Annotated in this window: 21 protein-coding genes; 17 read left to right on the top strand and 4 right to left on the bottom strand. The window is 63.7% G+C overall.

All coding sequences use genetic code 11. The features are described from left to right. Positions 1–15: 15 nt before the first annotated feature. From G7068_RS13250 to G7068_RS13285, 8 genes are all read left to right on the top strand, one after another. Positions 16–645: a TetR/AcrR family transcriptional regulator gene (locus G7068_RS13250; protein ID WP_166292393.1), complete on the top strand. Its 630-nt coding sequence runs from the start codon at positions 16–18 to the stop codon at positions 643–645. Beyond that, entirely contained in the window at positions 642–2,108 is a 1,467-nt protein-coding gene (locus G7068_RS13255) for a glycerol-3-phosphate dehydrogenase/oxidase (protein WP_166292394.1), read from the top strand. Before G7068_RS13250 ends, G7068_RS13255 begins: the two co-directional genes overlap by 4 nt. Positions 2,109–2,231: 123 nt before the next feature. After that, positions 2,232–2,708, top strand: coding sequence for a DUF2975 domain-containing protein (locus G7068_RS13260; protein WP_166292395.1), 477 nt, complete (start codon positions 2,232–2,234; stop codon positions 2,706–2,708). Continuing rightward, positions 2,708–2,938, top strand: a complete 231-nt coding sequence (locus G7068_RS13265; RefSeq protein WP_166292396.1) for a helix-turn-helix domain-containing protein — start codon at positions 2,708–2,710, stop codon at positions 2,936–2,938. Before G7068_RS13260 ends, G7068_RS13265 begins: the two co-directional genes overlap by 1 nt. Next, entirely contained in the window at positions 2,935–6,816 is a 3,882-nt protein-coding gene (locus tag G7068_RS13270) for an SCO7613 C-terminal domain-containing membrane protein (RefSeq protein ID WP_166292397.1), read from the top strand. Before G7068_RS13265 ends, G7068_RS13270 begins: the two co-directional genes overlap by 4 nt. A gap of 94 nt (positions 6,817–6,910) precedes the next feature. Further along, a complete protein-coding gene (locus G7068_RS13275) occupies positions 6,911–8,710 on the top strand; it encodes a TIGR03767 family metallophosphoesterase (protein ID WP_166292398.1) in 1,800 nt (599 codons plus the stop codon). Then, complete coding sequence (locus G7068_RS13280) at positions 8,707–9,174, top strand: hypothetical protein (protein ID WP_166292399.1); 468 nt, start codon at positions 8,707–8,709, stop codon at positions 9,172–9,174. The genes G7068_RS13275 and G7068_RS13280 overlap by 4 nt, the downstream gene beginning before the upstream one ends. Then, positions 9,171–9,725 carry a hypothetical protein gene (locus G7068_RS13285; RefSeq protein ID WP_166292400.1) on the top strand — a complete coding sequence of 185 codons (555 nt, stop codon included), beginning with the start codon at positions 9,171–9,173 and terminating at the stop codon, positions 9,723–9,725. Before G7068_RS13280 ends, G7068_RS13285 begins: the two co-directional genes overlap by 4 nt. Positions 9,726–9,745: 20 nt before the next feature. On the opposite strand, the gene G7068_RS13290 is transcribed toward G7068_RS13285, so the two are convergent. Next, positions 9,746–11,074, bottom strand: coding sequence for an FtsX-like permease family protein (locus G7068_RS13290; RefSeq protein ID WP_166292401.1), 1,329 nt, complete (start codon positions 11,072–11,074; stop codon positions 9,746–9,748). Further along, complete coding sequence (locus G7068_RS13295) at positions 11,071–11,808, bottom strand: ABC transporter ATP-binding protein (protein WP_166292402.1); 738 nt, start codon at positions 11,806–11,808, stop codon at positions 11,071–11,073. Before G7068_RS13295 ends, G7068_RS13290 begins: the two co-directional genes overlap by 4 nt. A gap of 119 nt (positions 11,809–11,927) precedes the next feature. Between G7068_RS13295 and G7068_RS13300 the strand changes: the two genes are divergently transcribed. Both G7068_RS13300 and tyrS read left to right on the top strand, forming a co-directional pair. After that, positions 11,928–12,737, top strand: coding sequence for a nucleotidyltransferase domain-containing protein (locus tag G7068_RS13300; RefSeq protein ID WP_166292403.1), 810 nt, complete (start codon positions 11,928–11,930; stop codon positions 12,735–12,737). Positions 12,738–12,765: 28 nt separating this feature from the next. After that, the gene (gene tyrS / locus G7068_RS13305; RefSeq protein WP_280116202.1) at positions 12,766–14,079 is read left to right on the top strand and encodes a tyrosine--tRNA ligase; all 1,314 of its coding nucleotides are present in this window, start codon (positions 12,766–12,768) and stop codon (positions 14,077–14,079) included. A 5-nt stretch (positions 14,080–14,084) separates the two neighbouring features. Here the strand turns inward: tyrS and G7068_RS13310 are convergent, their stop codons facing one another. Continuing rightward, entirely contained in the window at positions 14,085–15,008 is a 924-nt protein-coding gene (locus tag G7068_RS13310; RefSeq protein ID WP_166292405.1) for an Lrp/AsnC family transcriptional regulator, read from the bottom strand. A gap of 194 nt (positions 15,009–15,202) precedes the next feature. Here G7068_RS13310 and G7068_RS13315 point away from each other — a divergent pair, with 194 nt between their 5' ends. The 4 genes from G7068_RS13315 to G7068_RS13330 all read left to right on the top strand — a co-directional run bounded on the left by G7068_RS13315 (position 15,203) and on the right by G7068_RS13330 (position 20,988). Then, a complete protein-coding gene (locus G7068_RS13315) occupies positions 15,203–16,873 on the top strand; it encodes an amidohydrolase (protein WP_166292406.1) in 1,671 nt (556 codons plus the stop codon). A 59-nt stretch (positions 16,874–16,932) separates the two neighbouring features. Next, positions 16,933–18,288 carry an MFS transporter gene (locus tag G7068_RS13320; protein ID WP_166292407.1) on the top strand — a complete coding sequence of 452 codons (1,356 nt, stop codon included), beginning with the start codon at positions 16,933–16,935 and terminating at the stop codon, positions 18,286–18,288. A gap of 67 nt (positions 18,289–18,355) precedes the next feature. Beyond that, positions 18,356–19,993: a thiamine pyrophosphate-binding protein gene (locus G7068_RS13325; protein ID WP_166292408.1), complete on the top strand. Its 1,638-nt coding sequence runs from the start codon at positions 18,356–18,358 to the stop codon at positions 19,991–19,993. 2 nt (positions 19,994–19,995) lie between these two features. Further along, positions 19,996–20,988 carry a C-terminal binding protein gene (locus G7068_RS13330; protein WP_166292409.1) on the top strand — a complete coding sequence of 331 codons (993 nt, stop codon included), beginning with the start codon at positions 19,996–19,998 and terminating at the stop codon, positions 20,986–20,988. Between the two features lie 19 nt (positions 20,989–21,007). On the opposite strand, the gene G7068_RS13335 is transcribed toward G7068_RS13330, so the two are convergent. Continuing rightward, positions 21,008–21,589: a helix-turn-helix domain-containing protein gene (locus G7068_RS13335; protein ID WP_166292410.1), complete on the bottom strand. Its 582-nt coding sequence runs from the start codon at positions 21,587–21,589 to the stop codon at positions 21,008–21,010. 134 nt (positions 21,590–21,723) lie between these two features. Between G7068_RS13335 and speB the strand changes: the two genes are divergently transcribed. The 3 genes from speB (at position 21,724) to G7068_RS13350 (ending at position 24,618) form a co-directional block, all read left to right on the top strand. Next, complete coding sequence (gene speB / locus G7068_RS13340; protein WP_244304506.1) at positions 21,724–22,671, top strand: agmatinase; 948 nt, start codon at positions 21,724–21,726, stop codon at positions 22,669–22,671. 112 nt (positions 22,672–22,783) lie between these two features. Then, entirely contained in the window at positions 22,784–23,197 is a 414-nt protein-coding gene (locus G7068_RS13345) for a YybH family protein (RefSeq protein ID WP_166292412.1), read from the top strand. Next, entirely contained in the window at positions 23,194–24,618 is a 1,425-nt protein-coding gene (locus G7068_RS13350) for a purine-cytosine permease family protein (RefSeq protein WP_166292413.1), read from the top strand. Before G7068_RS13345 ends, G7068_RS13350 begins: the two co-directional genes overlap by 4 nt. Positions 24,619–24,864: the final 246 nt, after the last annotated feature.

Consider the following 24,864-nt stretch of genomic DNA (forward strand, 5'->3'; position numbering starts at 1 on the left):
ACAGTGTGACACATCATGGAAAAACGTCAAGCGTCTGTGTTGTCTCCTGATAACCCTGTGTCGCCCCTAGGCCACGCGGCTTCAACGTGGGATTCCACGCAGTCGCGAGTGCTTGACGCTGCCGATGTGCTCATTCAACAGCGCGGCATTCACGGGGTGACGATCGCTGAGCTGGCGCGAAGCTCCGCGCTCAGCAGACCCACGATCTATCGCAGTTGGACCGATGCAGACGACGTCGTGCGGGCGGCTCTGCTGCGTCGTGTGGTTCTTGTGCTTGAGGCGTTTCCTGACCCTGCCACAACCAGAGACGCTCTTGTTGACGATGTTTTGCGGTTCTCTGAGCTCTTCCGTGCCGACCCTGTCTACAGCCGTCTGCTTGACCAGGAGCCCGAAGCTTTCACGCGCTACATGTTGCAGCGTGTCGGCTCGAGCCAGCGGCTGATTCACGGTTGGCTGACCCAGGCAATCACCGCGGCCCAGCGCGAAGGATCTGTGCGGGCCGGGGATCCCCAGCAGATCGCGGTCATGCTGCTGCTCATCGCACAGTCTGCGGTGCTCTCCCACGGCACCGTTGCTGAGCTCATTGATGAAGAATCGTGGGAACGCGAACTCCGGGTCGCACTTGAAGGGTACTTACGTCCATGAACCTCTCCGCCACTTCTCTGACCGCAACCAGGCGCCGCAGCGAACTTGAACTCTCTGCGGTGGATACCGTTGACGTGCTTGTGGTGGGCGGTGGAATCACGGGAGTGGGTGTGGCGCTTGACGCGGCTTCCCGGGGCCTGAGCGTGACGCTTATCGAGGCTGAGGATCTCGCCTTCGGCACAAGCCGCTGGAGCTCGAAACTGGTGCACGGCGGTCTGCGTTACCTCGCAACGGGAGACTTCGCCACGGCGAAGGAGAGTGCCACCGAGCGCCACCTGCTGATGACCAAGATCGCCCCCCACTTGATCAGGCCGCTGCCTCAACTCCTGCCGTTCGCGCCCGGTGTCACCATGATGCAGCGTGCCGCTGGTGTTGTTGGCATGGGTGTGGGGGACCTGTTGCGCATGCAGGCGCGCACCCCGCGCCGAGTGCTTCCTGGACCGCGGATTGTGGGCGCTCGCAAGGCACTGCGCCTGGCCCCGACGCTGAATCCCCGAGGGCTACGCGGAGGCATGCTCTCGTTTGATGGCCAGCTTGTTGACGACGCCAAATTGGTTGTCACCGTCGCCCGCACGGCAGCGGGGTTGGGGGCGAGGATCCTGACCCGTGTGCGTGCCACTGAACTGCGGGGCGACGGTGCCAGCGTTGAAGACACACTCACGGGCGAGCGTCTTGAGGTTCGCGCGCGCAGTGTGATCAACGCCACCGGCGTGTGGGCCGGTGGGCTCGACGGCGCGATCACCGTGCGCCCGAGCCGGGGCACCCACGTGGTCTTCGATGCGGCGGATCTCGGCAACCCGCGGGCTGCGATCACGATCCCGCACGAGGGATCAGTGAGTCGTTATGTGTTCGCCCTGCCGCAGGGGAATGGGCGCGTGATCCTGGGCCTGACCGACGAGGATGCCCCGGGGCCAGTGCCCGCGATCCCGAAGCCCACCGAAGACGAGATTTCGTTTCTGCTTGCGAGCCTCAATCGGGTTGTTGAGACACCGGTGCGGCGGGATCAGGTGCGCGGATCCTTCGCGGGGTTGCGACCGCTGATCGACGCTGGCGCGGAGAGCACCGCCGATATTTCGCGAAAGCACCTCGTCAAGCAGTCGGCCGCCGGGTTTATTAATGTGCTCGGGGGCAAGCTGACGACGTATCGCCGCATGGCCGAGGACGCCGTTGATCTGGCAGTGAGTGCGCGTGGACTGAACGCCCTCGCGAGCCGGACTTCTTCTCTGCGGCTGGTTCCGGTGGATGATGCGCTCGCTCGCTCGGAGCGGTCCGATGCGGCTGAGTTAGTGGCCGAGGGAGTGCCCGTGACCCGCGCCGCAATTGAATATGCGGTGCGGGTTGAGGGGGCTCTGACTGCTGACGATGTGCTCGATCGTCGCACTCGCATTGGCCTGGTTGATGAAGATCGCGCCCGGAGCTTTGACGCGGTCTCCAAGATTGTTGCAGAGGCTCTAGCGGTCTGAGCGGCCCCGCTACTGGCCTGACTCGGCGTCACCCCGCGTAGGTTGACGCCGCTGGAGCGCGTCTGCAGAATGCTTGTGCTATCGTTTTTCGATACATGTCAAACGATTATCGATGGGTATCGCATGCAGTCACGACTTATTCAGACACTCAGGGCACTCATTGCGCTGATGCTTCTACTTCTGCTGGTTGCGCAGATTGTGGCTGTGCCGCTCGTGGCAAGTACCTTCGCGTATCGGTATCCAGAGTTTGCGGGTCTCGAACTGCCGGGCATTGTGGCGGCGATCCTCTTGATCCTGTGTGTGCAGGTGGTATTTGTGTGCGTCTGGCAGCTTCTGTCGCTCGTGCGAGTCGACCGTATCTTCAGTCGGGCCGCGTTCAGATACGTTGACGTGATCCTCATCAGCATCCTCGCCGCAACACTGATCGTGATCATTGCGTTTGTCGGGTTGATCCTCGCCGAGGCAACTACACCGACGCTTTCCCTGCTCGTTGTGTTCGGGATTGTCGTTGGGCTCGGGCTTTCGCTGCTCGTGATGGTGATGCGCGGATTGCTGACCAAGGCCCTCCAGCTTGAGCAAGATCTTTCAGAGGTTGTCTAATGCCCATTGTTATCGACATCGACGTGCAGCTCGCGCGCAAGAAGATGAGCGTCGGCGACTTCGCCGCAGCCATCGGCATCTCACCCGCCAATGTGGCAGTGCTCAAGAACGGGCGCGCCAAGGCTGTGCGGTTCACCACGCTCGACGCAATTTGCCGAGTGCTTGAGTGTCAGCCCGGCGACATCTTGAGGTGGGTTGCGGACCCAGAAACTGAGGGGACGGGCGCTTGACCAACACAGATTACTCAAGCCAGGGGGCAGCTATACCCGCCGCCACAGCCCAACCGGGACGCATGTCTCCGGGCGTTGCCTGGAGCGAAGAGGTCGCGGGTTGGATGCTGGAGGGCACGCGCTGCCCCGTGTGTTTCGCAACACCACTGGTGCAGGGGTGCTGCACTGCGTGCGCGTCCGACCTTCGCGGACCAGCTGGAGCGCAGCTCTCTCAGCTTTCTGCAGTGGCGGCAGACGCTATCCGGGCTCGGCAGATGGTGCTTGCAACGGTGCCGCGAGTTGCGGTGCCAGCGGTGCCAGTGGCGCCAGCGATGCCAGTGGTACCGGCGGTTGATTCTCTCCCAACGAATCAAAACCCCGCTCAAACTTCGTACTCGCCAGAGCAACGCTTTCTGCCCCCTGTCCCCACACCCGCGCCAGCCTCGAGCGCCAGCCTCCAATCGGTGCTGGCGGTTGCCGGCGCAGGGCTGGTTGCAATCGCCGCGATCGTGTTCACTTTTTTCAATCCGGATCTATCTGACAAGGGCCTGCGGAGTGCGATTGTTGGTCTCACGACACTCGCGTTTGCGGGCGGTGCATCGCTGCTCGCTCGTCGCGGCCTGCAGTTTTCTGCTGAAGCCATTGGTGGGCTCGCGGTTGTGTTCGTCGGGCTCGATATTTGGGCGTTCGCGCGCTGGGCCCCCGACGGCACAAATCCCTGGCTGCTTACGGCCTTTGCGACGCTGGTCGCAGCAGGGTGCCTGGCTCTGGCCGGAAAATGGTGGGGCGTGCGAACCTGGAGCTTCGGTGCTGCCGTGGCGGTGACGTTGGTGCCCATCATGTTTGCTGGCTCCAGCAATGTTTGGTTCGCAATGCCGCTCGGGTTTGTCACCATGGCGTTTGTCGGGTTTGGTGCTGCTGCGCGAGTGAGGGCCATCGTGCCGCGCACAGCCCTGGGCAGCCTGACCGGACTGCAGATAGTTGCAGGTTTGAGTGCGGTCGGGTGGGCCATCTCGGAATTCTCGTGGGGCTACAACGGTGTCTTGATCGACCTCGCAGCCTGCGGTGTGCTGGCGGCTCTCGCTGCGCATTCCGCATTGGCGACGCGACTGCAGATCCCGCGCGTCTGGAGCGTTACGGCTGGAGTGCTCGCTGCAGTCTCAGCGGGGCTCTTCGCCAGCACCGTCGTTGGTGAGGCCACCCGTGTATTGAGCGGCGGGGCCATCTTTGGCCGGGTTCCTTACGCTTCGACCGGATTCGTGGCGGTTGTCTTCGTTATTGCGGTGGCAACGCTCCGAATTCCCCTCCCGAAACGTGTCTTTCGAGCGCAAATGACTGCCGGTGTGCTCAGCGTGCTTGGTCTGTCACTTGCCGGGCCCCTGGTCATGAGCGTCTTGAATATCTGGGAAGCCCTGATCGCTCCGCTGTGGCTTGTCGGGGCTCAACAGGTTGGGCTGGGCACGTCAGGAATTCTGAGTGCTGCGGATTCGTGGCCAAACATCTTCAGCGTTTCGATCGCGGCGGTGGGGTGCCTGTACCTGAGCAGGACCGTACGTCGCCGTTGGAGTAACAGGCTGGCCGTCATCGGCCTCTTCACTGTGCTCGGGGTTTCGTTTGCAACGATCGCTCTACTCGCGATGGTGTCTCCTCCGACCGGGTGGGTGCCCGGGCGCCTAGCGATCCCCCTTGTGGCTGCCGCGGTCTGGGCCGTCGGCGTGCGATGGTCTCCCGCGCTTCGCGCAAAGATTTCGGATCAATCTAGCCAGCTTCGGTTTGCGGTCCATGTGCTCGTTATCGCTGCCGCGATCATGTCATGGCGAGACCCCGTGGTGGGCCTCGTCACGGGCGTTGGCGTGTTAGTAGTGCTCGCTCTCGTTGCCCAGGCATCCTCGAAGGAGCGCAGCTGGTACGTCGGTTTCGGCTACGCTTACGGCCTCACACTTGTCGCGGTGGCGCTCGCGCAGCTCAACAACATCCCTGGCGTAGATCTGAGCGGCGCGCTGCAGCTCAGTGTGGTGACTTCGCTTGGGTTGCTTGTCGCGCTTGCTGCAACGATCTTTCGCGTGTGTGAGTCTCGCTCGTGGCTTGCGATACTGCTCGTTACGCTCGTGCCGTTTGGTCTTGGGATCGCGCAGGTTGTCATGGAACGCAGTGGCTGGACGGCGCTCTCGACGGGCCTGATGTGTGCGCTCGCGTTTGTGCTTATGGTCACTCGCAGGCCTGGGCTTGGAGGGGGCGCGAGGGCTGTAGCAGCGGGAATGCTCGCGCCAAGCCTCTCGGTCTTTGCTGTATGCCTGGGTGCCGAGGTCATTCCGGGCAGCGCATCTCCGGTTATCCTTCCGATTATTGCTGTGGTCGTCGGTGTCGCTCTGTTGCTGGCAAAGCCCACGCGTGGGCTGCTGGAGCGCCGCGGTATTGCCGTGCCCATTGCCCAAGCGGCGTCGCTCGCGATTGAGATCTCTGCGCTTGTCACCGGAGCTATCGCCGTCATGCTTTCGCTCATGCGACAGGCGGCTGGCCTCGGTACGACACTCTCCGTGCTCCTCATTCTTGGAGCAGCCGCGGCCATGACTGCAAAGCTCGCTGGTCGCAAGTATGCCTGGTGGGTCGCCGGTGCGTGCCTTACGGGAGCGCTTTGGTGCGTGTGGGGAATGACCGGTGTCACGCTGCTGGAGGCGTACCTCTTGCCGCCGACGCTCGGGGCAGCGGGTGTTGCTGCGGTACTCACTGTGCGTGGTAAGCCCGCCGCGCACCTCTATGTGGGCTGGCTGGGGCTCGCGATCTTTCCGGTGCTCGTGCGGTTTACGTTCAACGGCAGTGTTGCGCGAGGCTTCGGGCTGCTCGGTGGGGCGCTGCTGCTGCTCGCGATTGGCAGTTGGCTCCGCTGGGTGGGTCGTCGAGCCGAGACGCGCGGCGGGTTCGCCAAGCTGAGCGAGCCGACGCTGCTGGCTTCGATGCTTGCGGCTGTGGCTGGCCCGGTGTTCGGGGCGAGATTCGGGATCGGCGCAGACACGCTCAGCCCAACCGGTGAGAGCATGCACGGTGCACTGCTGTTCTTCGTGTGCCTGGCAGTGGCCGCGCTGGCATCGTGTGTCATGGCGTTTGCCGCGGGAGGTATGAGCACAAAGAGCCGCTGGCTGGGCGCGCCCGCCGTGCTCGCGCTCGCAGTCGGCGTTTGGCCCAGTATCGAGCGGGACTGGTTCAACATCTGGGCGATGTGGGGCATGATGTGCATCGGGATCGTCACGATGATCGTCGCAGCCAGGTCGGCGGGCGAATCGGGATCCGCGAGCCCAGCGAATCGCTCGCGTCTGGCGCGCGTCGCAGATGCATTTCCGCCCGTGTGGTTTGTGTTTTTGGTCACGTTCCTCACCGCGATTGTGGCTTGGTCCCCTCGCGACCTGCGTGTTGAATGGTTCTCGCTGCCACTGGGTATCGGTTTGCTCGCCGCTGGTGCGCTTGCAGCTTCGAAGGCAGATAGTGCTGGCGCAGCCGATCGCGCGCAGCCTCGCGGCACACTAAACGATTGGCCGGGCAGGTGGGTCGGATCCTGGGCCACTTATGCACCGGGCCTCATCGTAACCATTTCCGCCTCGGTGATTGCGACCTTTACCGACCCGCAGACCTGGCGGGCGATCCTCGTTATTGTGATCGCTCTGATCGCCATCGTTGTCGGTGCCGCGCGTCGCCTCGCCGCCCCGTTCATCCTGGGCATCATTGTGTTGCCTGTTGAAAACGTGATCGCGTTTGCCGTGCAAATTGGGCGCGGCATCGAGTCAATGCCGTGGTGGATCACACTCGCGATTGTTGGGGCCGTGCTGCTGACGATCGCTGTGACGTATGAGAGACGAGCGGGGGAGGCAGAGACACTCGTGGCCAGACTGCGCGATTTGAGATAGTGAATCTCGCATTTTCGAATCAATCCGCACAGATCTGTCGATGAGTCATCGCCCCTGCCGGTAGAGTCAGGATTGCAGTCGGAGGGAGTTCACGATGGCGGGACTGAGCAGGCGCAGTTTTATGCACGGCATTGGTGCACTCGCCGTGGTGCACGGACTCCAGACCGACGCCTTTGGTCGGCAGACGGTTCGGCGGCTTGAAAGCATCGAAAAGGGCGCGCCGCTCGATGACTTCCCGACGACACTGCAGCAGACGTTCCTGCGCGGCCCAGTGCTGCAGGGGGAGTACCGCAAGCTCGAAACCGGCCCCGGCGAAAAGTACCTGCCCCGCCTCGACATCCTTCGTAAGAAGGCCGATGCGGCGCGCACAAAGAATCGTCGTTCGCTGCTGTACTTCGCGCACCTCTCCGATCTGCACCTGATCGACGCACAGTCACCGTGCCGCCTTGAACCGCTGATCGATCTGAACCACGGCACCTGGGCAGGAGCGTTTCGCCCGCAAGAGCAGCTCACTGCCGCGGTCGTCTCCAAGATGGTCGAGGGCTACTACGAGGCCCGCTATAGTCCGCTCACGGGCGCGCCACTCGGGGCCGCCGTCGTGACCGGCGACAGCACCGACATGCTCTCGGAACTGGAGCTGCGCTGGTACATCGATCTGCTCGACGGTGGCACTGTCGATCCCGGATCCGGCGGCGACGAGTACCACGGCGTGCAGGCCTGGAAGGACGCCAACTGGGCCTACCGGCCGGGCGACCCCGAGGGCAGCGAGTTCGCCGAGTACGGCTTTCCGAAGCTCCCCGAACTGCTGCACCAGGCGGTCAGCAAAAAGATCTCCTCGATCGGGCTCTCGGCCCCCTGGTACAGCGTCTTCGGCAATCACGACGTGCTGCTCTACGGAGCCTTTGGTGTGACCGACCAGATGCGGCAGCTCGCGGTCGGCAACCGCAAGTCGTACTCAATGACCACAACCCTTGCGAACATGCTGAACGAGTACTCCTCGCAAAACAGTGCGTGGACGCAGGCGGGCGGATCGATCCGCGACGTTGTTGGCGCGGCCGGCATGAAGACGGTGCCCGCCAATGAAAAGCGCCGCCTGCACGATCAACACATGTTTATGGCGGAGCACTTCAAATCTCCGGCGAGTCCGGGGCCGGTCGGTCACGGCTTCACCGAGCACAACCTGCTCTCGGGCGAGACCTGGTGGAAGGCCGATCTCAGCGGATCCGTGCGCCTGCTCGGCCTCGACACCTGCAACGGGGTTGCCGGCCCCGATGGTGCGGTCACCGAAGCCCAGTTCACATGGCTCGAGGGCGAACTAAAGCGGGCCGAAAAAGAGCGCAGGCTGATCCTGATCGCCTCGCACCACAACAGCCACACGCTCGACAATCCCTCGCGCAGGCCAGGGGAGACCGGCCGTCTGTATTGGTCGCAAGAGTTGCTTGACCTGCTGCTGCGATACCCCGTGGTGGTCGCGTGGCTCAACGGGCACACGCACGTCAACGAGATTCTGGCGCACACGACGGACACGAGCGGGTTCTGGGAGATCACAACCGCATCCTGCATCGACTTCCCGCAGCAACAGCAGACAGTCGAGATCATGGACAACCGCGACGGCACCCTCTCGCTGTTCACGACCGTCATCGACCACGCTTCGCCCGCCACACCGACCGGCGACGGCTCAGCCGCCGACCTCGCATCGCGCAGCCGCGAGTTTGCGCTCAACGACTGGATCGAAGTGCCACTAATGCGCCGCGGATCCCCGCTCGATCGCAACACCGAGCTGCTGCTGCCAGCACCTTTCCCGCTCGACGACGTTACCGACGCCACGATCGAGGCAGAACGCATGAAACACCTGGCGAGGATCGCGGCGCACGAGAAGGAGGTCGAGGGATGACCGGCCAAGGCACGGCCCAGAACAGGCCCGCCTGGCCGATTCGTGCGCTCGTCGCGGTGGCCGAGGTGGTGCCGCACACGCGGCTTGCCCGCAGAATCATCCTGTCGATTGTTGGCCTGCTCGGCGCGGTCGGTGTTGTGCTGCTGGGTCTCTCGGTGTACTCGCTCACCCAGGGACTCGCGCCCGTGAGCGGGGATCGAGCCTCGACCGTGCGGATCGCGACGGTCGACTTTTTGGCCTCGGAAGACACCGCGTTCCTTGAGGTGCCAGCGTGCGAGACCGCCGAGGACTGGACGGTAACCTGCTCCGGAAAAACTGTTGATGGCGAAGCGCTGAGCGCGACCTCACCGGGTGAGAAACCCGAAACCGTCAAGATTAGTTTGGGCGATCGAGTGGTGTATTCGGGGCCGATTGATGACCTGCTGTCTGCAGCAGCCGACGGCACGAAGGTGGTGACACCGTGAGTGATGCAGTGAAGGTCAAGCCAGCGCCACCCGTTGGAGGTGTCGTGATTACCCTGGCGGCGCTGTTGCAGGCTCTACTGTGGGGCTTCGGAGGCGCACCGATTGCGGCAGTGCTCTCGGGAATCGTCATTGTGCTCGCGCTCGCCGTTTCTGCGGCGTGGGTTGCCGCTGGCTCCGTCGAAGCGTTTCGTGGCCCCGGTTGGGCGCTGATGCTGTGGAGCCTCGGCGGAGTGCTGGTCGTCAGCACACTGCTGGTCGCCCTGCCCATGGTGGCCCCGGTGGTTGCGGCGATCCTGCCCGTCATTTTGATGACCGTGGCCGCGCGGCGCCCCTGGCGAGATCTTGGGCTGATCTGGCGGAGGGCACCGCTGCGAACCGTGGTGTGGCTACTTCTGACCATCGTGATCTGCGCGGCCATCTGGCTGCTCAGTGTGGTGCTGGGTCTGGTTGGTGCCGGTGTGATCGGGGCCTTCGCCTGGTGGGTGCTGTTCGGGATCGTGCAGCTGCGCCTACTCCGGGTTTGGCTCGGGGTGCTGCGCCGCGCTACTTGATTCGCAGCGCGAGTTGATCCTCACGCCCGCACCACCTGCCGCAGCAGCGGCTTGGTCGCGGAGAGGGTTCCCGCAACAACGAGCACCCCGACCGCGATGCTCGAGAGCGTTATGACGAGCGAGAGCGGCGCAAAAATGACCGCCATGCCGACGAGCGGAAAGAGCAGGACTCCAGCGAGGATCGCCGAGCCCACCGAAGCGAGCAGCAACGGCAGCATGGTTGCGCCCCTGCGGGCCCGATCCTGCACCTTAAGTGGTGTGCCCATGATGTCGAGCGAGCGCGACACGTCGCGTCGGTCGAGAATCTGCGCGGCCTGATTGACCGCGACCGAGCACGCCACCATCAGGAACGTGCCGATGACGGTGATGGCGACACCCGTGCGAACATCACCGATCAGGTAGCGCTCCATCGGATCGCTGGCGGTTCCGCCTTCGCTCTCGGCAATGCTCATGAGCGCGATGCCTGAGCCGGCAAACACGGCCATAAAGCTCGACATCGCGACTCCCGACACCTGACGCCAGGCGGCACGGGGCGACTCGAGGATGGACCGTGCCGAGAGCAGATCAGCGGGTCTTTGCGCACGGCGAGCCTTCGCGCGACCGAACAGCGAGAGCACCCACGCCCCGATCAGGTCGATGGCAAGGAGCGTGACGGCGAAGCTGATCCCGAGCGCTGCAATCACGACTCCGACGCCGTCGAACGCACCAACACTATTAACGACCGTGGCAGAAACAATGATCGCCCCTATTGCGATGAGCGCCTGTAGCCATGGGGCCTTGGGTGCTGATTGTTTCAGCGCGACGCCGAGTGGCGAGATGATGACACGACGCAGACTGAGTAGGGCGCTCACCGCCGCAATCAGGGCAACACCAACAACGAGGAGTCCTGAGACCCAGAGCGGTAGCGCGACGCCCGCGGCTCCCAGGGCTTCGCCGCGAAAGTGAATGAGTCCAACGAGGGGAGACACCGCGTAGGCGAGAACCGCGCCTACCAGCGCCCCGGCAAACGCGATACCCGTTGCCTCAATAACGGCGAGGCTCGCTGTGGATCGGCCCGTCGCGCCGAGCAGTCGCAGGATCGCGAGCCGGTCATCGCGCCGGCGTGCCGAGAGCCTGGCTGCTGCGGCGCCGAGCGAAACGAGCGGCACGACGAGCAGGGCGAGCGCGATCACGGCGAAACCGATGTAGAGCCCGGCCATTTCGTCGCTGTATCCCCAGAACGTTTGGGCACCGCCGAGCACGATGGCGAGCAGTGCCGTGACCGCGAGAAACGCGAACCCGGGGAGCAGGATCGCACTCGCGCCCTGACGCCTGGGCCGGGAAAGAAGAGGGAGAACGTTGGTAATCATCGAGCAACCTCGGATTCTGTGGCAGCGGAGTTAATGACGTCGCCGAGGATCCGGCCGTCGCTCAGCGTCACGACCCTGCGGCACCTTGCCGCAACGGAAGGGTCATGGGTGACGACCACGAGGGTTCGCCCCTGACCCACGGTCGAGCCGAGCAGCGCGTCCATGACTTCGCCCGAAGTCTTGGAATCGAGGGCTCCCGTTGGCTCGTCGGCAAACACGATGCGCGCGCCGGTCACCTGCGACCGCGCAATCGCGACTCGTTGCGCCTGGCCGCCCGAGAGCTCGCCGATCCTGCGATCCTCCAAACCCGCGAGCCCGAGCGCGGCGAGCCATTGAGCGGCGGGTCCGATGGCCTGGCGCTTCGACATGCCGTTCAGCATGAGCGCGAGCGCAACGTTTTCGACCGCGGTGAGTTCGGGTACGAGCAGGCCCTGCTGAAAGACGAAGCCAAAGTGCTCGCGGCGCAGGCGGCTGCGATCTGCATCGGAGAGACCGCTGATCTCTGAGCCCGCGTAAGTCGCGGAGCCGTAGTCAGGGGTGATGATCCCCGCGAGGAGGTGCAGCAGCGTGGTCTTGCCCGACCCCGACGCGCCCATGATCGCGGTCGAGGTGCCCTCTGTGAATGTGAGAGAGACACCGTCGAGCGCGCGGGTCGATCCGTACTGCTTTGTGAGGTGGCTGGCGTACAACACCGTGTTCGAAGTGGGTGTGCTGGGTGAGAGGTGATCGTTCATGCTTCTACCCTCGCCCGATTCGGGCGTCACGGGATCGCCCCGCGGTACCACGGCGTTGCACCCAGGTCTGATTGTGGATGGGTCCGGCGCACTGCGCCGGTGAAGTATAAAATCTGTAGATGCGAGCAATACCCTCCTCCATGGACTCTGCTGTCGTTGAGAGCATCGACGATCGCCTCGCGCAGGTCGCGCGCGACCAAGGGGTACGGATCCCGTGGGCAATCGAAAGTGGCAGCCGAGCGTGGGGGTTCCCCTCGCCGGATAGCGACTACGACTGCCGGTTCATTTACGTGCGGCAGGCCTCGGACTACCTGTCACTGTGGCCAGCGCGCGACGTGATCGAGACTCCGCTCGACGCAGTGCTCGACGTGAACGGTTGGGATCTCGCGAAGGTAGTTCGGCTGCTCCTGAAAGGCAATGCGGCTGCACTGGAGTGGCTGCGCTCGCCCATCGTCTACACCGGCGATGAGGCGTTTCGAGACCGGTTGCTGGCGCTCGCCGCTGAGACCGTCGAGAGGGACCTGATCCTGCGCCACTACTTGCATATCGGTCAGCAACAGCTGACGAGTGGCACATCGCTCAAGCGGTTCTTCTATGCGCTGCGACCGGCGGTGACGCTGCGGTGGCTCGAGGATCATCCCGAATCTGCCGTGCCCCCGATGGACCTGCCGACACTCCTCCGCGAGTCATCGGTGAATGCCGAGATTGCCGAAGCTGCGAGCGAGCTCATTGCGGCGAAGGCCGTGACCCGAGAGCTTGGCAGCAGCACCAGACCTCCGGTGCTGCTCCGCTTCGTCGAGGCCGAATTCGAGCGCGCTGCTCTGCGCGATGAGAAGCTACTCGCGCAAGATTGGAGCGACCGGATCGAGGTGGCCCGCCAGCGCGCAGATGCCTGGTTCCTCGCTGAGCTGCAACATCTCGGCGAGTGATGCCCGTGAACGCGGTACGATGGCAGGCGTGTCTGTAGTGAATGAACGCACCGAGATCCTGTCGGCCCAGAAGAACGACGACAGCTTTGCCACCCTGTGGGAAGAGCTGGAGTGGCGCGGGCTGATCCATGTTTCGACCGACGCCACGGCGTTGTCGGAACTGCTTGAGGGCAAGCCGTTCACCTATTACTGCGGCTTCGATCCGACCGCACCGAGCCTGCACCTGGGTAACCTCGTGCAGCTGCTGCTGCTGCGTCGTCTGCAGCTCAAGGGCCACAAGCCGCTCGGGCTGGTTGGCGGATCCACCGGGCTGATCGGCGACCCCCGCCCCACCGCTGAGCGCACGCTCAACAGCCTCGACACCGTGGCCGAGTGGGTCTCGCGCCTGCAGGCGCAGGTCTCGAAGTTCCTGTCGCAGGATGGTGACAGCGCCATGCGCCTCGTCAACAACCTCGACTGGACTGCCCCGCTCAGCGCGATCGACTTCCTGCGCGAGATCGGCAAGCACTTCCGCGTCGGCACGATGCTCAAGAAGGACGCCGTCGCCGCGCGCCTGAACTCCGACGAGGGCATCAGCTACACCGAGTTCAGCTACCAGATTTTGCAGGGCTTCGACTTCTTGGAGCTCTTCCGCCAGTACGACTGCGTGCTGCAGTCGGGTGGCAGTGACCAGTGGGGCAACCTGACGAGTGGCACCGACCTGATTCGTAAGGTCGAGGGCGCTTCCGCCCACGCGATCGGCACACCGCTCATCACCAACGCCGACGGCACCAAGTTCGGTAAGAGCGAGGGCAACGCTATCTGGCTCGACGCCGAGATGTGCTCGCCCTACGCCTTCTACCAGTTCTGGCTCAACCAGGCCGACGCCGACGTGGTGGATCGCCTCAAGGTGTTTACGTTCCTGTCTCGCGCCGAGATCGAAGAGTACGAGCGCTTGGTCGCAGAGGAGCCATTTAAACGGGCCGCCCAGAAGCGCCTCGCGCTCGAGGTGACCACACTCGTGCACGGTGCGGCGGCGACCCAGGGCGCCATCGACGCCTCGGGTGCGCTGTTTGGTCAGGGTGACCTCGCGGTGCTCGACTCCGCAACCCTGGCAGCTGCGCTCAGCGAACTGCCCCAGGCAGCGGGTGCGGCAGGATCGCCGATCGCCCAGTTGCTGGTCGACACTGAGCTTGTGAAGAGTCTCGGTGAGGCTCGCCGTGCGATCGCGCAGGGCGGGGTTTACGTGAACAACGTGGCAGTCACTGCTGAGGATCAGGCGCTTGCCGCCGAGGACCTGCTGCATGGCGAGTTCGCCGTGCTGCGCCGCGGCAAAAAGACCCTCGCGGGTGTGCGGGCGTAATTTTATTAGTCCCGCGCTTGCTGCAGGATCCGATCCATTCCCCACTCGTAACGCTCGAGCCAGACGTGAGCGTGCACCCAGGTTTCAACGAGGTGCACGCTCGGGTGCTCGCGTATTTGTCGTGCGATGTCGGTGAAGCCGGTGAGGGAGCGAGCCGCGATGGTGGCGATAATGCTGTAGCGCCCGAGAGTGCGCGCCGCGAACTCGATGGTGGGGAGTTCAAGCAGCATCTTCTCGACTGAACCGGCTGCGTTCTCTTGCCCGGTGAGCATGATGCCAAACCCGGAGAGCACCGACGTCGTGGCTGTGCGCCGTCGCCGCACGGCACCGATGCGCATGACACGCGCCTCAAGCAGCCGCAGGGTGCGGGCCCGGCATGCAGATGTCGACCGCCCGGTGCGCCGCGCGAGCTCACCAAATGTGAGTCGTCCGTCGGTCTGCAGCTCGGCCATCAGTGCGATGTCGAAGTCGTCAAACACCAAATCGCTGGGCTCGGGATCGCGCCCGAGGCGCAGGCGGCGCAGCACGCGGTCGTAGATGGTGAGCTGAGCCTCGACCACTCCCTCGATGGCCTGGATCTCGCGCACCGATCTGCCCACATCGTCGAGATCTGCGGCCCAGACCTCCACCACCGCCTGTGACTGCCCGCTGATCTCCGAGAGAAATACCACGTTGGGAAACTCAAGGAGCTGCTCAAAAACGGGGGTGGTTGGCCCGCTGATGCGCAGCTGCAGATTCACCTGAACAGGGAGCCCGACGGCGCTGGGGTGCACGGCCGCGAGGATCCTGATCTCATCCGACTCGAGCAGTTCGTTGACTCGCTGCGCTACGAGTGTGCGGTGCACACCGAGTTCGTTCGCCAGGGTCGAGAACTGCGCCCTGCCGTCGAGTTGCAGCGCCCGGATGAGGTCTTCGTCAAAGCTATCCACGAGTAAATTGTCTCAGAGTCGAGCCTAGACGCGTGACATAAAAACGAGCCATCGGCAATATTTGCAGTTATCGAGGTGTATCTGGCGCATGCGGGTGACATTTTTGCTTTCCATTGATCTATCGACAATTTTTGGTCTGCGGGCGACGAGATTGTTGCGTATTCTCATATCGATTCGCAACAAAGGAGTTCACCGTGCGCAAACTTGCTTTTACCCAGGCCCCCGTGCCGTCTGCACCAAAGATTGTCACCGCCGAGCGTATTCACGCGCTTGATGACAGTGGCTCAAACCCCGAAGCGTTTCTCGTGATTGACGATCGGATTCAGCACATCGGATCGGTGGCTGAGTGCCGTGCGGCGGCTGGCAGGATCAGCGCAATCGATCCCGAGCTCATCGACCTGGGCGACAAAACGGTGGTGCCGGGGTTCATCGACGCCCACGCGCACCCCCTCATGCTTGGCCAGATGATGAGCTGGGTCGACTGCGGCCCCGATAAGGCTGGCTCGATCCCCGAGATCGTTGCGCTGCTCAGCGAGGCCGCTAAGTCGCTGCCTGCGGGCCGGCCGATCCGCGGTTACGGCTACGAGCAGCGAAACCTTGCCGAGCGTCGCCACCCCACACGCTTTGAGCTCGACGAGGTTGCCAAGGACCGCGAGGTCTACCTGATGAACGCTTCCGGCCACGGCGGTGTTGTGAACAGCTACACGTTCGAACTGCACGGTGTCACCCGCGATACCCCGAACCCGAAGGGCGGCGAGTTCTTCCGCGACGCCGACGGTGAACTTACCGGCGAGCTGTCTGACGCGGCGTGCAACGTGCTGACCGGACTCGAGGGCGTGAAGATCGGCCATCACGGCCCCAACTTCCACCTCGCCGACGAGCCCGAGGAACACAAGCGCCAGCTCGCGGCAGCCCAGGAAAACTTCCTTGAGGGTGGCGTCACGACCATCGGCGACGCGCAGGTGAGCCGTCGAGAGTTCGACATGTACCTGCGTCTCGCCGAGTCGGGTGACCTGAAGGTGCGCGTCAGCATGTACCTGCTGTCGCACCTGCTCGAAGAAGCGATCGAGATGGGTCTGCACGGCCAGTTCGGCAACGAGTACCTCAGCTTCGCGGGCATCAAGTTCTACTCCGACGGCACCCTCGGCGGCTGGACCGCCTACTTCCCCGACGGCTACGTCGGCGACCCCTGCCGCACCGGTCAGCTGTACCACGACCCCCGCGACTACACCGCCCTCATCGCGAAGGCGCACCGCGTGGGCCTGCAGACTGCAACGCACTCGCAGTCGCCCACCGCACTCGAGATGGTCATCACCGCAATCGAAGCCGCGCAGGCAGAGCGCCCCGACGCAGACGCACGCCACCGCATCGAGCACTGCGGTCTGCCGACCCCGGAACAGATCACGCGCATGGCCGCCGCAGGCATCATGCCCGTCAACCAGCCGCAGCACCACTACAACTGGGGCGAGGGTGTCGAGCAGGCCGTTGGCACACCGGGGGAGCGGTTCAATCCGCTCGGCGAGTTTGAGCGTGCGGGAGTACCCGTAACGATCTCCTCAGATGCGCCGGTTGCCGATCCTCGCCCAATGGAGGCAGTGCAGGCTGCGGTTTCGCGCATCACCCGCCGCGGCACGCAGCTCGGTTCTGACGACCTCGCCGTCTCGCTCGACACCGCGCTTCGCGCACACACGATCTCCGCTGCCCGCGCGCTCGGCCGCGAAGACGAGCTCGGCAGCATCGAGGTCGGTAAACGCGCTGACTTTGCCGTGCTTGATCGCGATCCGCACGCAACACCGATCCCCGAGCTTGCCCAGGTCGGCATCGCAGAAACCTGGATCGGTGGCGAACGAGTCTTCACCCGCTAGACCCGCAACGCCGATCCTCACGCACGACACCCCCTCACACATCCAGCAAAGGAGCTCATATGTCCGCAACTACGGCGTCCCAGCCGAACACGCATAAGCGTGCCCTGAAGGGAGGATTTGCCGCGCTCGTCGGCACCTCCATCGAGTGGTACGACTTCTACGTCTACGCCACCGCGGCCGCGATCATTTTTCCGCACGTCTTCTTCCCAGAGGATCTTGATCCCGCGCTCGCGACGCTCGCCTCGTTCGGCACCTACGCAGTCGCATTCTTCATGCGTCCCCTCGGCGGCATCATCTTCGGCCACATCGGCGACAAGCTCGGGCGTAAGCCCGCGCTCACCATCACCCTCGTGCTGATGGGTGTTGCGACGACGCTCGTCGGCCTGCTCCCCGGCTACGCCGCGATTGGCATCTGGGGCCCTGTGCTGCTGATTCTCTGCCGTATTGTGCAGGGTCTCGCCGTCGGTGGCGAGTGGGGCGGCGCGAGCCTCATGGCCGTGGAGAGCGCACCGCCGAAGTGGAAGAGCTTCTACGGTGGCTTCACACAGGTCGGTAACCCTCTCGGCGCTGCAATGGCAACGGGTGCGTTCTGGGCACTCTCCGGACTGGGCGAAGAAGCGCTGCTGAGCTGGGGATGGCGTCTGCCGTTCATCTTCAGCATCGTGTTGATCGCGGTTGGGTTCTGGGTGCGCTACCGCGTAGAAGAGACCCCCGTCTTCGAAGAAAAGGTTGAGGGTAAAGAACAGTCGACTCCACTTCTATTCGCGCTGAAGAACAACTGGCGTCCGATTCTGCTCGGCTTCTGCATCATCGCGATGTCGTCGGGTGGTTACGTGATCGCGACAACGTTTGTGCAGAACTACGCCGATACCCCCGAGATCGGTCTTGATCCCGGGATCATTCTTGGCGCGCTCACTGTCGCCTCTCTTGTTGAGATGGTCGTGACCCTGCCAATCGCAGCGCTCGGCGACAAGATCGGCGTGAAGTGGGTCATGTACCTCGGCATCATTCCGTCGTTCCTGGTCATTATTCCGCTGGTGCTGTCGATCCAGGCAAAGAACGTCGCGCTGATCTGGCTGTTTGTGATCCTCATTCGTGTCACTCTCAGCGGCGCTTGGGCACCGCTCTCAACCCTGATGGCGCAGATGTTCCGCCCGCAGGCTCGCTACACCTCGATGTCACTCTCATACGGAGTTGGCGCCGCGGTTTGGGGTGGACTGTCACCGGCCATCGCATCTGCACTGCTGCTCGCGACCGGAGGCAACTTCTGGTCGGTGGTCGGTTTCTTCGGGGTACTCACGCTCGCCGCCTGGATCGGCGTGCGCTTCGCGCCGCAGCACTCCGACATCGCGCCGGTGACGGGATCCTTTACCGCCCGCACAGACACCACAGCGGTCAACATTTCAGATTCGTAAGACCCAGATCCGGCTCTCGCACACGCGGGGGCCGGATCACCCACCACTTGAAGAACTCGAGGAACACATGCAAACCACCCCCAAGCGCACGACCGGCTGGGTCGTTATGGAAACCCTTCGCGGCTACGGCATCGACACGGTGTTCGGTATTCCAGGCACCCACAACCTCGAGTTCTACCGCCCGCTCACTTCGCTCGGGATCCGTCCCGTGACAACGCGTCACGAGCAGGGTGCGGGCTACGGCGCAGACGGTTGGTCGCTGCAGACCGGCCTGCCAGGCGTTGTTATCACGACCAGCGGCCCCGGCCTGCTGAACGCGCTCTCCGCCGCGGGCACCGCCTACTGCGAGTCGCGACCGATGATCCTGCTCTCACCCGGGCCCGCGCTCGGTGCGGAGTTCGCCGACGTCGGCACGCTTCACGAGACGAAGGATCAGCTGAGCGCTGCCTCCGCGATTGTCGAGTGGGGGCGCCGCGTGCGCTCCGCCGAGGAAGCGGTCGCCGCGATCCACGACGCGTTCGAACTTTTCGCGACGACCCGGCCCCGACCCGTCTACATCGAGGTGCCGCTCGATGTGCTCGAGGAGGTCACCGAGCTCGCCGAGACGGTCACCGCTCCACGCACCTTCGCCGCACCCGCGGCGGCAGACTCGAAGGCCATCGCTGAGGCGGCGGCACTGCTGGCTCGGGCTGACCGCCCTGCGATCCTCGCGGGCGGTGGCTCCCGCGGCGCAGCCACCGAGCTTCGTGCGCTCGCCGAACGGCTGAGTGCGCCCGTCGTCACGACCCTCAACGCGAAGGGTGTGCTCGACGAGTCCCACCCGCTCGCTGTCGGCTCGTGCCTGCGCCTGGCCGCGGGACGTCGGGTAGCCCAAGAGGCCGATGTGCTGCTGGTTGTCGGCTCGAAGCTGGGGGAGGCCGAGCTGTGGGTTTCCGCGCTCGAAGCCGAGGGCACCGTCATTCGCGTTGACCTGCTCGAGTCGCAGATCTCGAAGAACCAGCGTGCAGACATCGGACTGGTGGGCGACGCGGCCGCGATCCTCGCCGCGCTGAATGCGGTGGTTCAGGATCGCGGAGCAAGCACAGAACTCCTCGAGACGACTGCGGCTCGCGTGCAAGAGATCCGCGCCGCGGTGCGTGCCGAATCGGCGGAACTGTCGGCCGTCAATACCGAGCTCGCCGAGACGATTGCGGCGGCTCTGCCCAAAAACGCGATCGTGGCGACCGACTCGTCGCAGATCGCTTACTGGGGACTGCTCAATACGCTCACCGTTGCCGAAGCAAATTCGACTCCCTACATGGCAACCTACGCCACACTCGGGTACGGGCTGCCCGCCGCACTCGGCTCGCGGATCGCGGCCCCACACCGCCCGTCGTTTGTTGTGACCGGCGATGGTGCGCTGATGTTCTCCATGAACGAGTTCATCACCGTGGTCGAGCAGGGCGAAGACGTCACCGTGATCGTTGTTGACAACGGCGGCTACGCAGAGATCAAGCAGAACGAGGCCGACGCGGGCATCGCGCCGATTGGTGTTGACCTCGTGCAGCCCGACTGGGCCGCGGTCGCAACGGCCTTTGGCGGCAGGGGTACGCGCGTGGCTGATGCCGCTGAACTCTCCGCGGCGGTCGACGCGGCGGTTGCTACGGGAGGCCTGCAGCTGATCCACATTGATCAGAACACCTTCTCGACCACCCAGGGGGCCTAGTCATGACAGCATCCACGCGACCCATCGCGGTCTACACCGACGTTGATGACACGGACCCCACCCCGGGAATCCGGCTGCTCGAGGCGAACGGCTTTGAGGTTCGAGTGCTGGGCACGCGTGACCCAGACGAGATCATCGCCGGGGCAAAAGACGCGACCGTGTTGCTGCCCGGCTACGCCGAGATTCCGCGCCGCGTCATCGAAGCGCTGCCCGAACTCAAGCTCATCGCACTCATGTCGATGGGGTTTGACTACGTTGACATCGCGGCCGCTACCGAACGCGGTGTTTGGGTCACAAACGTTCCCGGGGCCGCAACAGAAGAGGTGGCAACCCACGCGCTCGCGATCCTGCTCGCCAGCGTGCGCCAGCTGAACTTCTACACGGCGTCAGCGAACCCGACCGACTGGAACGACCGCGCTCCCGCTGCTCCGCCGCGGCTCAGCGAGACCACCCTCGGCATTATTGGACTCGGCAAAATTGGGCGCGAACTCGTGCGCCTCGCAGGGCCGCTGTTCGGCGAGGTCGTTGGTTACGACCCCATGCTGCCCGATACCCCCGAGGCGCGTGCCGAGCTTGAGGCTCTGGGCGTTCGTCGCGCCGAGCTCGAAGAGGTGCGGGCTGCCGCCAATGTGCTTTCGCTTCACCTACCGCTCACTCCGCAGACGGAGCGCATGGTTGACGCGGAGTTCATTGCGGCGATGCCGCGCGGATCGGTGCTTGTGAACGTGTCTCGTGGAGCGCTCGTTGACCACACCGCACTCGCTGCCGCGCTCGACGCGGGGCAGCTCTCGGGTGCGGCACTCGACGTGCTTGAGCAGGAGCCCCCGGCTGCGGATCACCCGATGCTGGGTCGGGAAGACGTGGTGTTGACCCCGCACATCGCCTACTTCTCCGCGCGCACAGAGATCGAATACGTGCGCATTCAGGCGCAAAACGCGGTTGCACTGCGGCTTGCGGGTGCTCCGGAGACCCCCGTCAACCGCCCAGGGGCGTAACGGTCAGGGGCGGAAAGTACTAGGCCGATCCGCTCCACGCCGCGGGCACGAGGGTCCAGGTGATCTCGGCTCCCTCCGAGTCGGTGCGCCAGGTGTGCGGGGTCGGGCCGGGGAAGGTGATGGTGTCACCGGCCAGCAGCTCTTCCTCGCGTCCGACCAGCACGAGTGTGAGGCGGCCTGAAATGACGTGGAGCACCTCGAGCGTGCAGTTGACCGTGTAGAGAGTGTCGCCGCCGGTGGCGTGCGGTTTGAGTGAGGATCGGATCACCTGCACCTCGTCAACCGAGCGTGGGGTAACGAGCCGCTCGTCTACGAGTTCTCCGCCCATATTGATGTGCGGTGCGTCGGCGAGCGCGATGCGCTGAATGTTGGGTTCCTCGAAGAGGCTGCCGATCGGGAGCGAGAGTGCCTGGCACAGCTGCACCAGAGTCGGCACGCTGGGCAGGGTGTCGTCGCGCTCGATCCTGCTGATGAATCCCTTCGTGAGCCCGGTCGCGGTTGCGAGCTGTTCCAGCGTGAGTCGCTGCGAATTACGCGCTGTACGGAGCTTTGCGCCGATCTGCACGTTTCCTTCGTCCGCTGTCGGGTGGACTGGGCGCACTGGCTTACCGTCCCTTTCTGCGGAATTCGCGAGGCGTGGCTTTGACCGCGCGGGGGATTCCAGCTTATAGTGTGAGAAAGTTAACTGTTAGAATTCACAAGTTTACTACTATGCAACTTGAAGGGACAAGAATCTTGAGTGCTCACACCCCGCAGGGGCCGGTTGATGCAAGCCTCACTCCCCGCTACGCAGGGATCGCAACATTTGCAAAGCTGCCGCGTATCGAAGACGTGCCCGCCGCCGATATCGCAGTCGTGGGGGTGCCGTTTGACAGCGGTGTGAGCTTCCGCCCCGGCGCCCGCTTTGGCCCGACGCACGTGCGCGAGGCTTCGCGCCTGCTGCGTCCCTACAACCCCGCTCAAGACGTTTCGCCGTTCGCGGTGAAGCAGGTCGTTGATGCGGGCGACATTGTTGCCAACCCGTTTAGCCTTGACGAGGCGGTCCGCCAGGTCGAAGAGGCAGCGACCGAACTCGGCGAGCGTGTCGACAAGATCGTCACGATCGGTGGCGACCACACCATCGCGTTGCCTCTGCTGCGCGCGATCAACAAGAAGCACGGCCCGGTTGCTGTGCTTCACTTCGACGCACACCTTGACACCTGGGACACCTACTTTGGTGCCCCGACAACTCACGGCACCCCGTTCCGCCGGGCGTCAGAAGAGGGCCTTATCGACCTCACCGCCAGCATGCACGGCGGCACCCGCGGCCCGCTCTACGGCAAGGGAGACCTCGAAGACGACGTGAAGCTCGGTTTCCAGATCGTCACGAGCGAGTTCATCGAAGAGAACGGCGTACCCGCCGCCCTCGAGCGCATCCGCGAGCGAGTGGGTGACAAGCCGCTCTACATCTCGATCGATATCGACGTGCTCGATCCCGCGCACGCACCCGGCACCGGCACACCGGAAGCTGGCGGTCTGACCAGTCGCGAGATGCTGCGCCTCATTCGTGGGCTCGCGGACCTGCACATCGTTGGGGCCGATGTTGTTGAGGTTGCTCCTGCCTACGACCACGCACAGATCACCGCCGTGGCCGCAAGCCACGTCGTTTACGAACTGGTGAGCGCTATGGCAGCACGCGACTAGAACTTCCACGTGTGGTGCGGTTTCTCGGATGGGCAGGGGGCCCGGGGAACCGCACCTCACAATCCATTTCAACGGCGACTCGCCAAACTCAATATTCTCGGGGAGAAATATTATGAACACACCAAGCGAAGCTGCAGTCCTTGCCGCGGCTGACAACATCATTCGCGCGTTTGCAGATACCGATACCGACGCATACTTTGCGGGTTTCGCAAGCGACGCGACCTTCATCTTCCATCCAGAGGCCGCTCGCCTCGACTCTCGCGAGGCGTACGAGCAGATCTGGGCTTCCTGGCTCGAGGCTGGCTGGCGGGTAACCTCCTGCACCTCGACGGATCGTCTTGTGCAGGCGTTTCCCGGCGGCGCGGTCTTTAGCCACACCGTCGCTACGAGCATCGACTCGAACGACGGCCCCGACTCCTACGTTGAGCGCGAGAGCATCATCTTTCGCGCCGACGAAGACGGTTCGCTGACCGCGATCCACGAGCACCTCTCGACGACGCCCGAAACCGAGGCGGCGGCATCATGAGTTCACCAGAAACGATGGCCGTCAACCTCGACGGCGACGACGACTCTGCCGGTCCCGTACGAGGCACACAGTCGCTACTTCGTATCGGCATGATCTGGCTCGCGGCCAACCTTGTGGTCACGACGCTGCTCACCGGAACCCTATTCACGCCCGCCGTGTCGTTTGGCACCGCGAGCGCGATGATCGTGGTGGGCACCCTGATCGGTGTTGTCGTGCTTGTGCTCGTAGGCAATATGGGAACCCGCACGGGTCTGCCGACCATGGCGCTGACGCGTGGCTCCTTTGGCATCCGCGGCAGTGTGTTGCCCGCGGCAGCGAACCTCCTCATCCTGATGGGTTGGAGCTGGGTGCAGGCGATGCTCGCCGGCGTCACCGTGAACTACCTCGTGCACGAGGCGACGGGGTTCTCGAACCCGATGCTGTTCTCCGCGCTCTGCCAGGCGATTGTTGTGGTGCTCGCTATCTTCGGGCACACCGGCATCTCGCGGGTTGAGCCCTGGCTCGCGCTCGCGATCCTCATCGTCATGGGCTTTGTGTTCGCGGCAGCGTTTGGCGCGTTCTCTCCGTCCGAGTTTGCGTCGATCCCGGTTGATACCTCGCTCGGCGGCACACCTTTCATCACGCTCGACATGGTGATTGCAACCGCGATCTCGTGGACGGTGCTCTCGGCCGACATGAACCGGCACGCGAAGAGCAGCAAGGCAGGAATCATCGGTTCGGGAGTCGGCTACACGCTGTCGACCTCGATCGCGATGTTCCTCGGACTTGTTGCTTTCTCGACCGTGCTGCTGCGCGGGCATGACGCTGTTCCGTTCGATCCGACCGTTATTGTCTCCGAGTTTGGCTGGCCACTCGGCATCGCCATCTTCCTCTCGGTGATGGCAACAAACACCATGGTGGTGTTTGGCATGGTGACCTCCGTCGTAAACGCGCAGTCCACGTGGCGACTGAAGTTCCTGCCGACCGCGCTGGTGCTCGGGGTTATTTCGGTAATCGGATCAACGTTCCTCGGTCTGTTGAACCAGTTCACCGACTTCCTGTTTGTGATCAGCGCGTTCTTCGTGCCGGTGTTTGCGATCATGATTGCCGATTACTACCTGCTGAAACGACGCGGTTATTCCCGCCAGATTTTGCACGAGCGACCCGAGAGCCGCTACTGGTACCTCGGCGGCGTGAACTGGGTTGCGGTTGTGGTCTGGGTCATCGGCGCTGTGCTTTCGTACATGCTGGCCTACATCACACCAAGCCCGATTGGTGCGAACATTCCCGCGTTTGCGGTGAGCTTCCTGCTCTACCTGGGGCTCATGATGCTTATCGGCCGTAACGGGGCGATGGGGCTGCGGGATCCGCGCGATGCGCAACCGACAGGTCACCTGCTCGACGGCGCTGACGAAACTGCGGCGCTGCGGCTGGGCGGCTAGTCGCGACGGGCTTCAGCGCCCGCGTTGATAGATAACAAAAACCAGTGGAGCGCCAGAGTCATCACGACTCTGGCGCTCCACTGGTTTTCGTGTTACGCAGTGGAAACCGTTGGGCGCACCAACATTCTTGAGTTTTCCACTGAATTTTTGCCTCCTACTACGGGTTATTCGTTCGGTGTACACGGACGCCGAACTTTAGCTGCAAGTATTGTTCGTTGTGAGTTTATGGGGTGAATTCAGTGAATC

The sequence above is a fragment of the Leucobacter viscericola genome (assembly GCF_011299575.1).
GTDB classification, from domain to species: Bacteria; Actinomycetota; Actinomycetes; order Actinomycetales; family Microbacteriaceae; genus Leucobacter; species Leucobacter viscericola.

Bases quoted from the DNA above. Each gene is read 5' to 3' on its own strand.
- G7068_RS13330 (WP_166292409.1), top strand. From the start codon at position 19,996: ATGACAGCATCCACGCGACCCATCGCGGTCTACACCGACGTTGATGAC.
- G7068_RS13350 (WP_166292413.1), top strand. From the start codon at position 23,194: ATGAGTTCACCAGAAACGATGGCCGTCAACCTCGACGGCGACGACGAC.
- G7068_RS13300 (WP_166292403.1), top strand. From the start codon at position 11,928: ATGCGAGCAATACCCTCCTCCATGGACTCTGCTGTCGTTGAGAGCATC.
- G7068_RS13250 (WP_166292393.1), top strand. From the start codon at position 16: ATGGAAAAACGTCAAGCGTCTGTGTTGTCTCCTGATAACCCTGTGTCG.
- G7068_RS13265 (WP_166292396.1), top strand. From the start codon at position 2,708: ATGCCCATTGTTATCGACATCGACGTGCAGCTCGCGCGCAAGAAGATG.
- G7068_RS13325 (WP_166292408.1), top strand. From the start codon at position 18,356: ATGCAAACCACCCCCAAGCGCACGACCGGCTGGGTCGTTATGGAAACC.
- G7068_RS13295 (WP_166292402.1), bottom strand. From the start codon at position 11,808: ATGAACGATCACCTCTCACCCAGCACACCCACTTCGAACACGGTGTTG.
- G7068_RS13255 (WP_166292394.1), top strand. From the start codon at position 642: ATGAACCTCTCCGCCACTTCTCTGACCGCAACCAGGCGCCGCAGCGAA.
- G7068_RS13280 (WP_166292399.1), top strand. From the start codon at position 8,707: ATGACCGGCCAAGGCACGGCCCAGAACAGGCCCGCCTGGCCGATTCGT.
- G7068_RS13260 (WP_166292395.1), top strand. From the start codon at position 2,232: ATGCAGTCACGACTTATTCAGACACTCAGGGCACTCATTGCGCTGATG.
- G7068_RS13320 (WP_166292407.1), top strand. From the start codon at position 16,933: ATGTCCGCAACTACGGCGTCCCAGCCGAACACGCATAAGCGTGCCCTG.
- G7068_RS13275 (WP_166292398.1), top strand. From the start codon at position 6,911: ATGGCGGGACTGAGCAGGCGCAGTTTTATGCACGGCATTGGTGCACTC.
- G7068_RS13290 (WP_166292401.1), bottom strand. From the start codon at position 11,074: ATGATTACCAACGTTCTCCCTCTTCTTTCCCGGCCCAGGCGTCAGGGC.
- G7068_RS13345 (WP_166292412.1), top strand. From the start codon at position 22,784: ATGAACACACCAAGCGAAGCTGCAGTCCTTGCCGCGGCTGACAACATC.